Origin of the sequence: uncultured Bradyrhizobium sp. (genome assembly GCF_947648125.1) — a bacterium.
GTDB lineage: Bacteria > Pseudomonadota > Alphaproteobacteria > Rhizobiales > Xanthobacteraceae > Bradyrhizobium.
Map to the genome: position 1 here is coordinate 1 of NZ_CANSMR010000014.1, position 12,708 is coordinate 12,708.

A 12,708-nucleotide genomic window follows, 5' to 3' on the forward strand; every position below is an offset into this window, starting at 1 on the left:
GCCTGCTTGATCGAGTTGGTGGTGTCGAGGCCGGCATTGGCGAGCCCGATGATCTTCGCCTTCGAGCTCTGCGCCTGTAGCAGGAAGGACGAGAAGTCCGACGAGTTGAGCGGGACGCGGACCGAGCCGACCACCTTGCCGCCCTTCGAGGCGACGATGTCGCTGGTGTCTTTTTCCAGCGCGTAGCCGAAGGCGTAGTCGGCAGTCAGGAAGAACCAGGTGTCGCCGCCCGCTTCCGTCAGCGCGCCGCCGGTGCCGACCGCGAGCGCGCGGGTGTCGTAGGCCCAGTGGAAGCTGTAGGGCGTGCAGGCATCGCCTGAAATGCGCGAGGTCGCCGCGCCGACCACGATGTCGATCTTCTTCTTTTCCTTGGACAGCTCCTGCACCGCGAGCGCGACCGACGACGTGGTGAGCTCGGTGATCATGTCGACGTTCTCGACCTCGTACCAGCGCCGCGCGATCGCGGTCGCAAGGTCCGGCTTGTTCTGATGGTCGGCGGTGACGACCTCGATCTTCTGGCCGAGCACCTCGCCGCCGAAATCCTCGACCGCCATCCGCGCCGCCTCGAGCGAATACTTTCCGCCGTAGTCGGCGTAGACGCCCGACTGGTCGTTCAGGATACCGATCTTGACACCCTGGGCCATCGCCGGCGCCGCCAGCATCAGGCTGCATGCCGCAACCGCAGCCAAAAATCCCGACTTCATTGTTATGTTCTCCCAGCAGTCTCTCATCAGGAAAAATCGGCGCGACATTATTTTATAACCCCGCGCCTGCCCATCTCTTTCCGCTCAGCCGTTAGTATGGGCCGCGCAAAGCCGCTCCCCGTCATTCCCCGGTGCGCACTTGCGCACCTGAGGGCATCGCGAAGCGATGAGCCCGGAATCCATCTCACCGCCTGAACATGCGGCCCGATGGATTCCGGGCTCGCGCTGCGCGCGCCGCGGAATGACGGGTGGAGAGCGCGATGCTCACCCCGCCACAGTCGCCGCTGGCTCCTTCGGCTTGCCCTCGTTCTTTCCTTCCGCGAGGTTGCGCACCACCATGTAGAAGATCGGCGTGAAGACGAGGCCGAACAGGGTGACGCCGAGCATGCCGAAGAACACCGCGACGCCGACCGCCTGCCGCATCTCCGAGCCCGAGCCGGTCGACAGCACCAGCGGCAGCACGCCGAGGATGAAGGCGAACGACGTCATCAGGATCGGCCGCAGACGGAGCCGGCAGGCCTCGATGACCGCCTCCAGCCGTGGCCTGCCCTCGAGCTCGATATCGCGCGCGAACTCGACGATCAGGATCGCGTTCTTGGCGGCCAGGCCCACCAGCACCACGAAGCCGATCTGGGTCAGGATGTTGACGTCCTGGCCCATGATGCGCACGCCGATCGTCGCCGCGAACAGGCACATCGGCACGATCAGGATCACCGCGAACGGCAATGTCCAGCTGCCATATTGCGCGGCCAGCACCAGATAGACGAACAGCACACAGATCGGGAACACGTAGAGGCCGGCATTGGCGCCGTTGATCTGCTGGTAGGACAAATCGGTCCATTCGAACGAGAAGCCGCTCGGCAGGGTTTCGTCGGCGAGCTTCTTGATGGTGTTGAGCGCTGTCGTCGAGCTGACGCCCGGCGCCGGCTCACCCTGCAGTTCGGACGCCGAGTAGAGATTGTAGCGCGCGACGCGGTCGGGGCCCGAGATGTCCTTGAAGTCCACGACGCTGCCGAGCATCACCATGTCGCCGGCGGCGTTGCGGGTGCGCAGCCGCGAAAGATCGGTGGTCTCCTTGCGGAACGGCAGATCGGCCTGCGCCGTGACGTGGTAGGTGCGCCCGAACAGGTTGAAGTCGTTGACATAGGTCGAACCGAAATAGGTCTCGATCGTGTCGGTGATGTTGGCGATGGGAACGCCGAGCTTCTGCGCCTTGACGCGATCGATATCGACGAACAATTGCGGGGTGTTCGCAGAGTACGGCGAGAACACCGAGGTCAGGCTCGGCGACTTGCGCGCGGCCAACACCAGCTCGTCGGTCGCGGACGCCAGCAATTCGGGCCCGCGGCCCTGCCGGTCCTGGACGCGGATGGTGAAACCACCGCCGGTGCCGATACCGGGCACGGCCGGCGGCGGAATGACGATGATGAAGGCGCCCTGGATCACCGACAGGCGCTTGCGCAGGTCGGCCGTGATCGCGGTCGCCGTCAGCCCCTTCTTCAGGCGCGCCTCCGGCTCGTCGAACACCGGGAACAGCGCCGCGGCGTTACCCGCTTGCGTGCGCGTCGCGCCGGAGAAGCCGGCGAAGGCCGCGACGCGGACGATACCCGGCGTATCCAGCGCAATCCGCTCGATCTCGCGCACCACAGCCGTGGTCCGCGCCAGCGACGCCGCGCCCGGCAGCTGCGCCGAGATGATGACGTAGCCGCGGTCCTGCGCCGGAATGAAGCCCTGCGAGGTGGTCGCGAGCAGCCAGCCGGCGCTGCCGATCAAGACCAGGTAGATCGCGACCATCACCACCGTGTGCCGGATCACGAAGTCGGCGACCGCCGCATAGCCGTGAGCCAGCCGGTCGAACACGCGGTTGAACAGCGCGGTGAAGCTGTCCCAGCCGCGCGCGATGATGTTCCAGCGTGCCGGCGGGCGTTTCTCCTCGTGCGGGACCAGGATCTGCGAGGCCAGCGCCGGCGACAGCGTCAGCGAGCAGAAGCAGGAGATCGCGGTCGCGACCGCGATCGTCACGGCGAATTGCTGGAAGAACTGCCCGGAGATGCCGCCGAGGAAGGCGGTCGGCACGAACACCGCGCACAGCACCAACGCGATCGAGACCAGCGCGCCGCCGACCTCCTCCATGGTCTTGAGCGCCGCCTCGCGCCGGCTCATGCCGTGCTCGAGATGCCGTTCGACATTCTCGACCACCACGATGGCGTCGTCGACCACGATGCCGACCGCGAGAACCAGGCCGAACAGCGTCAGATTGTTGATCGAGAAGCCGAGCGCGGCCATCACCGCGAAGGTGCCGACCAGCGACACCGGGATCGCGATGATCGGGATGATCGCTGGCCGCCAGCCCTGCAGGAACACCAGCACCACGATGACGACGAGCGCCATCGCCTCGTAGATCGTCTTGATCAGCTCATGGACCGATTGGGCGATGAATTCGGTCGGGTTGTAGCCGATGTTGTAGTCGAGCCCTTTCGGGAAACCCGCCTTCATCCGCTCCATCGTGTCGGAGATGCTCTTGGCGGTCGCGAGCGCGTTCGATCCGGGCCGCTGCGTCACCAGCAGGGCGACGGCCGATTTGCGCAGCAGGAAGCTGTTGGTGGCGTAGGACAGCGCACCGAGCTCGACGCGCGCGACGTCGCGCAGACGCACGGTCCGGCCGTCGGAGCCGGCCTTCACCACGATGTCCTCGAACTGCCTGATGTCCTTGAGGCGGCCGGTGAAGACGAGGTTCGGCTGGAAGGCGCGATCGGCGATCGGCGGCTCGGCGATCTGGCCGCCCGCGATCTGCAGGTTCTGCGCCCGGATCGCCGCCAGCACCTCGGTCGAGGTCAGGCCGAGATTGGCGATCCGGTCGGGATCGAGCCACAGCCGCATCGAGTAATCGCGCGCGCCGAACATCTGGATGTCGCCGACGCCGTCGAGCCGCAGCAGCTGGTCGCGGACCTGCAGCAGTGCGTAGTTGGAGATGTAGAGCTGGTCGAACGTGTCGTCGGGCGACAGCATGAACACGACCATCAGGATGTCGGGCGAGTTCTTGCGGGTGACGACACCGTTGCGCTGCACCTCTTCGGGCAGCCGCGGTTGCGCGATCGCGACGCGGTTCTGCACCAGCACCTGGGCCTTGTCGAGGTCGGTGCCGAGCTTGAAGGTCGCAGTGATGGTGAGCTGGCCGTTCGAGGTCGCCTGGCTGTAGAGATACAGCATGTCCTCGACGCCGTTGATCTCCTGCTCGATCGGAGCGGCGACGGTGTCGGACACGGTCTGCGCCGAGGCGCCAGGATACTGCGTTGTGACGGTGACGGTCGGCGGCACCACTTGCGGATATTCCGAGACCGGCAGCGTCGGATAGGCGATCGCGCCGACGATCAGCAGCACGATCGACAGCACCATCGCGAGGATGGGCTGGTTGATGGAGAGCCTGCCGAGATTCATGGCTTCGCACCTGCCGCGGGCTTGGTGTCTGCTGCCGGGGCATTCGCACCTGCCGGAGCCTGGGCCATTTTCGGCGTCACCTTGGCGCCGACGCGGGCGCGTTGCAGCCCGTCGACGATCACATGGTCTTCCGGCTTGAGGCCCTCGCGGATCACACGCAGGCCCTCGTCCAGCGGCCCGAGCGTGACCGCTCGTGCTTCCACCGTGTTGTCGTCCTTGACCACGAACACGATCTTGCGCGACTGGTCGGTGGCGATGGCGGTATCCGGGATCAGCAGCGCCTCGTAGGGCGAGGAGCCGATCAGGCGGACGCGGCCGAACTGCCCGGGCAGGATCGAGAGGTCCTTGTTCGGAATCACCGCGCGGCTGCGCAGCGTTGCGGTGGAAACGTCGAGGCGGTTGTCGAGGAAGTCCATCTTGCCTTCATGCGAGGGTTTGGTCTCGCCGGTCAGCGTCACCTGCACCGGGTTGGCCGTGTCGCGCGAGCTCGGCCGCCGGCCTTCGAACCACAGCTTGCTGTTGCGCTGATAGGTGGCCTCGTCGACGTCGAAATAGATGTAGATTGGATCGAGCGACACGATCGAGGTCAGCAGCGTTGCACCGCTCTCGCTGCCCTGCACCAGATTGCCGGGGGTCACCAGATGCCGGCTGACGCGGCCGGCGATCGGCGCCAGCACATGGGTGAATTCGACGTTGAGCTGCGCGGCCTTCAGCGTGCCCTCGGCCTGCGTCTCGGCGGCGCGCGCCGCCTGCAACGCCTGGCGGCGCTGGTCGACAACCTGCTCCGAGACCGCGCTGGTCTGCACCAGATTGAGCCCGCGCTCGAGATCCCGCTTGGCAAGCTCCCCCTTGGCCCGCGCGTCGGCGAGCTGACCTTCGGCCTGCAGCACGACCGCCTCGAACGGTCGCGGATCGATGATGTAAAGCAGATCGCCGGCGTGGACGATCGCACCATCCTTGAACTCGACACTGTTGACGAAGCCGCCGACGCGGGCGCGGACCTGAACCTCCTCGATCGCCTCGAAGCGGCCGGTGAATTCGTCCCAATCAGTGACGGTGCGCTTGACCGGTTGCGCGACGGTCACGGGCGGCGCCGGCGGCGCGGCCTGCGATTGCGCGCTCTTGTCGCCGCAGCCGCCGAGCGTCAGCGCGGCCAATAGGCCGATCGGCGCGAGGCCGCGCCAGCACGCCCTGACGAATCCCTGGCGGCGAAGCGAATGGCGCTCGGCGCCGGTCACCGGAGCCGGACGCTCCGTTCTGTCAATCGAACTCAATTCGCTCTCCCCCAAAGACTACGAAGCACGCCGACCAAAGCAGGGCTACGAAAGTCGCAATTGAAATTGCGGTGATTCAACACGGATGCACCACCGCATGTCGCGGCAGCGGACGTCACAGATGTAGCCGGACCCCAGTCTGTTCAAGATGGCCGCCGGATCAAGCAAATAGTTTCGTAGTCTGAAAGCCTTACGACACGCTCGCGAAGCCGTGACGACGAAAAGGGGCAGTTTGGCTGGCCTATCGAAGGCGCACGATCACAGACAGATCGTCCCGAATCAATCACAACGCGAGCTTGCTTCACAGATTCGTCACATCGCACCCGAATCCAATTTTGGCACGGAAACCTGCAGCCCGCAGCCGGCAGGGCCAGCCAGGTTCCGGCACTCTACCTCCCGCTGCACAGCGGAAACGCCGTTAACGGCGCGGTTGTCATCCGGGCACACATTGACACCCGGAAGTATCGTCAATACGGTCATGGTTGCCAAAGCATGGATATTGTTGGCCGGCCGCATTTTTCTCGAACATTCATTGTGTTTTGTCGCGGCGCGAGTGTGTGAAAGCGACTACGTAAATGGCATGCGCATTCGACCCTGCTGATGCCGCGGCTGCGCGGAGATTGCGGCCTTCTCGAATTGCAGGCTGCTCGGCGCGATCGCCGGTCGCGGGCGATCAACTTCAACGTGTGAGCGGCTTCACACCTCATCGTCGCCAACAATCGTAAATATTGATCGGCTTCCACGCCGATCGCCGGAGTGCGCATGACGACCATACCTGCTTATACAATCGGTGGTTTAACGCGCCCCGAACTTCAGCTCGATTCGACCGGTCATATCGTCCTTGATGCGGCCGCCCAAGCATTCGCCGACACGTATGGTCTGCAATATCTCTACCTCGGCTGCCCGCCCGGCACGCTCTGGCCGCCGGTCACCGACTCGCTGTCGGCTCCGGTCGACGCCAATTCGGGAAATAACACGGTTATCGAGAGCGCCGTGGCCAACACACTCGTCAACATCACTGCGCTAGCCACCAGCACCAGCGGCAATGCCGTCACCTATTCGTTGACCGGCGACACCTCCAGCGGCGGGTTCAAGATCGATCCGAACACCGGCGTGGTGTCGGTCGCCGACCCCACCAAGATCAACTACGTGACCAGCCCCGGTCATGCTTACACCATCACCGTTCAGGCAAGCGACGGCATCGCGACGAGCTCGCAGAGTTTCGCTATCGCGGTCACCGATGTTGCGCCGTCCACACCCGTCGACAGCAATGCGGCCGCCAACAAGGTGGCGGAAGGCGCGACGGCCGGCACGCCTGTGGGCATCACCGCAACATCAACCGACATGAATGCCGTGACCTACAGCCTGACCGGCGACAGTTCGGGCGGGGGCTTCACGATCAATGCCACGACGGGAGTCATCACCGTCGCCGATCCCAGCAAGATCAACTACGCCACCGCGCCGGGTCACGCCTATACCGTCACGGCGACCGCGAGCGACGGCACGCTGAGCAGCTCGCAGACCTTTACCATCGATGTGACGCTGGGCGCGGCCACTCACTTTACCGTAAGCATTCCAGCTAACGGCGCAGCGGGGACGCCGGGCACGGTCACCGTCACCGCACTCGACGCCTTGAACCACGTCGTCACCAACTACACGGGCACGGTCCACTTCACGTCAACCGACGGCCACGCCGCGCTGCCGGCCGACGTGACCTTGACCAACGGCACTGGCAGCTTCAGCGAAACCCTCGACACCGCCGGCAGCCAGACCATCACAGCGACCGACACGGCCGACAGCGCCGTCAAGGGCACATCGAATCCCGAGATCGTGACACCGGGCGTCGCCACGCATTATTCGGTCAGTCTCCCCGCCAACGGCACGGCGGGGACTCCGGGCTCGGCCATCGTCACGGCGCTTGATGCCTTCAACAATGTCGCGACCAGCTATTCGGGGATCGTCCACTTCACGTCGAGCGACGGCAGCGCCGTACTGCCGGCCGACATGACGTTGACCAACGGCACCGGCAGCTTCAATGAGACATTCAAGACCGCCGGCAGCCAGACCATCACCGCGATCGACACGGTCAGCGCCATCAACGGCACGTCAAACACCGAGACAGTGGCGGGCGGCGCCGCCACGCATCTTGTGGTCAGCATTCCGGCGAGCGGCGCCGCGGGGACACCAGGTTCGGTCATCGTCACCGCGCTCGATGCCTTCGGCAACGTCGCTACCGGCTATTCGGGCACCGTGCACTTCACCTCGAGCGATGGCCACGCCGTGCTGCCCGCCGACGTGACGCTGACCAACGGCACCGGCAGCTTCAGCGAGACATTCGAGACGGTCGGCAGCCAGACCATCATCGCGACCGACACGGCCAGCCCCGGCATCACCGGCACCTCGAATACCGAGACCGTGACGGCTGGTCCCGTCACACACTTCTCGATCAGCATTCCGGGCAGCAGCTCTGCGGGAATCGCGGGTTCAGGCACCGTGACCGCGCTCGATGCCTTCGGCAACGTCGTCACCGGCTACACCGGAACCGTGCACTTCACGTCGACCGACAGCCATGCCGTGCTGCCGGCCAACATGACGTTGACCAACGGCACCGCCACGTTCAGCGAGACGCTCGACACCGCCGGAAGCCAGACCATCACCGCGACCGACACGGTGACGAGCACGATCACCGGCACCTCGAATGTCGAAACCGTGACGGCGGCCGCCATCACGCACTTTGCCGTCAGCATCCCGACCGGCGGCTCTGCGGGAACCGCAGGTTCAGGCACGGTGACGGCGCTCGATGCCTTCGGCAACGTCGTCACCGGCTACGCCGGAACCGTGCACTTCACGTCGACCGACAGCCATGCCGTGCTGCCGGCCAACATGACGTTGACCAACGGCACCGCCACGTTCAGCGAGACGCTCGACACCGCCGGAAGCCAGACCATCACCGCGACCGACACGGTCAGCGCCATCGCCGGCACGTCGAATGCCGAAAACGTCGCACCCGGCCCCGCCACGCATTTTGCCGTCAGCATCCCGGCCAACGGCGCGACGGGCGCGGCAGGTTCGGTCACCGTCACCGCACTCGATGCCTTCGGCAACGTTGCCACGGGCTACACGGGAGCCGTGCACTTCACATCGAGCGACGGCAGCGCGGTGCTGCCGGCGAACATGACGCTGACCAACGGCATCGGCACCTTCAGCGAGACATTCGAGACCACCGGAAACCAGACCATCACGGCGACCGACACGGTCAACACCGCCATCACCGGCACGTCAAACAGCGAAACCGTGACTGTTCCCGACCTGCCGCCCACCGCGACGGTGCCGGCGGATTCATCCGTTGGGACGGCATTTTCGCACACCAACCTCGCGATATCGGGGCTTTCGATCACCGATGTCAGCGCCACCGGCAATGATATCGCCACGATCAGTTCGAGCCATGGCGGGTTGACATTCGACACCGCGGGCCTCGCCAGCTTCACCAACAATGGCAGCCACACCGTCACGCTCACCGGCACGGTCGCACAGATCAACACCGCGCTGGCGACGCTGACCTACAACAGCGACGCCGGGTTCACCGGCTCGGATACGATCTCCCTGAACGTCGCCGACAACAACGGCAGCGCCGGCCCGCTCTCGTCAGGCCCGCAGAGCTTCCACATCGGCGTCGTCCCGCACGTGTTCTATATCGACAACTCGGCCAGCGCGAGCGCCAACCTCGGCACCCAGGCCAATCCGTACACCTCGATCGCCGCGTTCAACGCGGCGAATTCGGCCGGCGCAGGCGACTACGTCGTGCTCGAGCACGGCACCGGCAGCTACAGCGAGGCCAACGGCATCCACCTCGGCAACGGCGTCAACCTGATCGGCGGCAGCCATACCTTGCAGTTCACCAATCCGGTGACCAACCAGGTGGTCAACGCGAATGTCGGCTCCGGCACCGATCCGGTCATCACGGTGACCGGCGTGGCCAACGGCATCGACCTGCTCGGCACCTCGGGCCACACCATTACCGGCGTCAGCATCGATACGTCGGCATCGAGCGGCATCGGCATCAGCGACGACGGCAACAATGTCGGCACCGTCACGATGTCCGACATCGCGATCAAGACCGCGAGCGGCGCCGGCTTGAGCTTCACCCATGGCGGCACCATCACCGTCACCGGGTCAGCCAACACCATCACGTCCACGACCGGCACCGCGCTCGACGTCGAGAACACCAATATCGGCTCGGGCAACATCACCTTCCAGAGCATCTCGTCCACCGGCAGTTCCAATAACGCCGGCATCATCCTCAACAATACCGGATCCGCCGGCGGCCTTCATGTCACCGGCACGGGCACCGCTGGCAGTGGCGGCACGATCTCCAGCAAGACTGGCGCGGACATCGTTTCGGTCGATGCGAACACTCATGTCGTGACCGTGAGCGGTACCGGAGGTACGGGCATCTTCCTGCAAAATACCGTCGACACTCAGCTCAATCATGTACAGCTGAATGACTTCTCCAACTACGCCATCTTCGGTAACAACGTCACCGGCTTTCAGCTCGCCAACAGCACCATCAACGGGACCAACGGTAATAACGGCGGCACGACCGTCGGCTCGACCAGTGATCCGGAAGCCAGCGTTCAATTCTACAATCTTCACACCAACGCAGCCGACCCAACCGCCTCCATTACTAATTCGAGTATTAGCGGTGGCGCGGCAGGTAACGTCTGGGTTGCCAACACCAACGGCACGCTGAGCCGGCTGGTGATGACCGGCGATACAATCGGTTTCGACGCGCAGAACGCCGCTCAGAGCCATAATGTGAACATTCAGGCTTACAACAACGGCACCACCCTCAATTTCACGTTCGGCGGTGACGGAGTGGGACAGGGCAATACGATCACCGGTTCATATGGAACCCTGCTCGACACCGGTGCCGATGCCGGGACCTCGATGGATCTGGTTATTCGGCACGACCACTTTCAGAACGGCGAGACGCAGGTCACCGGCGGCGGCGGGATCAACATCCGCAGCGGCGGTAGTGGGGCCGCGGCGGCCGTCACATTCGACGTTTCCGACAATTCGATCAGCGCTGCCCAGGCAGCAGCGTTGTTCCTGGGTATGGATTCGTCCCAGAATGCGTCATCGGGAACCATCGCCGGCAACACCATTACGAACGTCGGAGACAATGGCGACGGAATCTTCGTGCGCGAGTCCAACTCGGGCACCCTGACGACACTGATCCAGAACAACACCATCACCGGAGCCAGCAACAGCGGCATCGCGCTGCAGAACAACTCCGGCAGCGCGACGCTGAACGCCACGCTCTACGGCAACTCGGTGTCGTCCCCGACCTCCGTCGGTCCGTTCGCGGCGCTCGATGTTGAGAACGGCGCGACGGCGACCGACACCAGCACGACGAATGTCGTCATCGGCACGGGTAGCGGCGGCACAGGCAGCAAGAATACGCTGAACCATAGCACGCTCTACGCCACCGACGTCGAGCTGAGCAACTTCGGTGCCAACACCCATCTGAATCTCTCGAAGAACGGCTCGACGTCGGGCACCCCTGCGGGCGTGATCACCGATGACAACACCAGCACCACGGGCGGTATCACCGTCGACACCACGGGCGGCAACGGCACGACGACGCTGGTCAGCACGCTGCCGACGCTGCCCGCTGTGGTCGCGCCGCTGCTTGCCGAAGCGGGCGGCGTTCAGGCATCGACCCCGAACACGGGAGAGATGCATCTGACGCAGGCCGAGCTCAACTCGGTGGTTTCGGCGGCGATCGCCGAATGGGCGAGTGCGGGCGCCAACGCGACGCAGCTCGCCCTCCTGCATGCCGCGACCTTCAGCATCGCCGATCTCGCCGGCCAGATCGTCGGTCAGGAAGGCGCCTTGCATATCACGATCGACACCGATGCCGCCGGCCACGGCTGGTTCATCGACCCGACCCCATCGGATAATTTCGAGTTCACCCATGCCGTCAACGCCGCCGGCACTGATCTCCTGACCGATCCGTCGACGGCCGCGGCAGGTCATCTCGATCTGCTGACCACCGTGGTTCACGAACTGGGCCACGTGCTCGGCCTTCCCGACTCGATTTCGCCATCAGATGCCAACAGCCTGATGTATATCGGCCTCGCCGACGGCGAGCGTCGGCTCCCCACAGCTGCCGATGTCGCCCAATCCAATGCGGCCCTACAAAAGGCCATGCCGACGCAAGGCACCGCAACCTCGGGTCAGCAGACGACCACTACGCAGACGACCAATACGTCGTCGGTCGACCTGCCCATCCGCCACAACTTCGACTTCTCGTCGTTCACGCAGACGCAGTCACAGACCAACACAAGCCATACGGACCTGACTGCGAACACCCAGACCTTGTCCGATCTGTTCAGCGGACAGTCCAGTGCCGCGACGCCATGGTGGGTCGGCCACGAGACGACCTACGCCGCCATGGGCGGCAACCCGACCGATCATCTCCAGACTCATCACGATCTGGTGGTTTGATCGAACATCGCGACAGCCTGAGCAACGCCTGCTGGAACGTTCCGGCAGGCGTTTCGATTCGGTCGGGCCGCATTTTGCGGCAATCGTCGTCGCGAAGCGCCACGTCATCGCAACGACATCCGCGCGTCATGCGTTCGAACAAAAAATCACAAAACTCGGACAATCGTTGAGGTTGCACTTGGTGCAAAACACGCTATCGTGCGCTCGTCGTTGCGCGACCGCATTTGCTTTGCATTTTCATTAATTGAGTTACTGACGAGACGGATCGTCTGACGGAGGATCGATGTCCCAACCGTTTCTCTCTGAGATCAGGATGATGTCGTTCAACTTCCCGCCGAAAGGCTGGGCTTTTTGCAATGGACAGCTGCTGCCGATCAATCAGAACCAGGCGCTATTCGCATTGCTCGGCACGATCTATGGCGGCAATGGCCAGACGACCTTCGCGCTGCCCAACCTGCAGGGAAAAGTGCCGCTGCATGCGGGCTCGGGCTTCACGATCGGGCAAACCGGCGGTGAAGCGTCTCACACGCTGTCGATCGCCGAGATGCCGCAGCATCCGCATGTTTTTCAGGGCACGACCAACGCCGCCGACAACGTCGCGGTCACCAACAATCTGATGGCGACGTCGGCCAATCTCTACACTGCTCCCGCCAATTTGACGACGCTGGTCCCGAGCACTGTCGGCAATGCCGGCGGCTCGCAGCCGCACGAGAACATGCAGCCCTATCTCACGCTGAGCTTCTGCATCGCATTGCAGGGCATCTTCCCCTCCCGGAACTGAA

At 64.1% G+C, this 12,708-nt stretch carries 5 protein-coding genes; 2 read left to right on the forward strand and 3 right to left on the reverse strand.

The features are described 5' to 3' along the window. From Q0030_RS23235 to Q0030_RS23245, 3 genes are all read right to left on the reverse strand, one after another. Positions 1 to 704 (reverse strand): ABC transporter substrate-binding protein (locus Q0030_RS23235; protein WP_298372050.1); only part of this gene is annotated, 704 nt, incomplete at its 3' end. A gap of 264 nt (positions 705 to 968) precedes the next feature. Further along, on the reverse strand, positions 969 to 4,142 hold the full coding sequence (locus Q0030_RS23240; protein ID WP_298372052.1) for a multidrug efflux RND transporter permease subunit: 3,174 nt from the start codon (positions 4,140 to 4,142) through the stop codon (positions 969 to 971). After that, positions 4,139 to 5,308 (reverse strand): efflux RND transporter periplasmic adaptor subunit, encoded by a 1,170-nt coding sequence (locus tag Q0030_RS23245; protein ID WP_298372451.1) that lies wholly within the window; start codon positions 5,306 to 5,308, stop codon positions 4,139 to 4,141. Before Q0030_RS23245 ends, Q0030_RS23240 begins: the two co-directional genes overlap by 4 nt. A gap of 870 nt (positions 5,309 to 6,178) precedes the next feature. On the opposite strand from Q0030_RS23245, the gene Q0030_RS23250 reads away from it, so the two are divergent. After that, positions 6,179 to 11,926 (forward strand): hypothetical protein, encoded by a 5,748-nt coding sequence (locus Q0030_RS23250; protein ID WP_298372054.1) that lies wholly within the window; start codon positions 6,179 to 6,181, stop codon positions 11,924 to 11,926. 283 nt (positions 11,927 to 12,209) lie between these two features. Beyond that, on the forward strand, positions 12,210 to 12,707 hold the full coding sequence (locus tag Q0030_RS23255) for a tail fiber protein (RefSeq protein WP_298372056.1): 498 nt from the start codon (positions 12,210 to 12,212) through the stop codon (positions 12,705 to 12,707). Position 12,708 lies beyond the last annotated feature (1 nt).

Excerpts from the sequence above, each read along its gene's own strand:
- Q0030_RS23240 (WP_298372052.1), bottom strand. The coding sequence starts at position 4,142 with ATGAATCTCGGCAGGCTCTCCATCAACCAGCCCATCCTCGCGATGGTG.
- Q0030_RS23250 (WP_298372054.1), top strand. The coding sequence starts at position 6,179 with ATGACGACCATACCTGCTTATACAATCGGTGGTTTAACGCGCCCCGAA.
- Q0030_RS23255 (WP_298372056.1), top strand. The coding sequence starts at position 12,210 with ATGTCCCAACCGTTTCTCTCTGAGATCAGGATGATGTCGTTCAACTTC.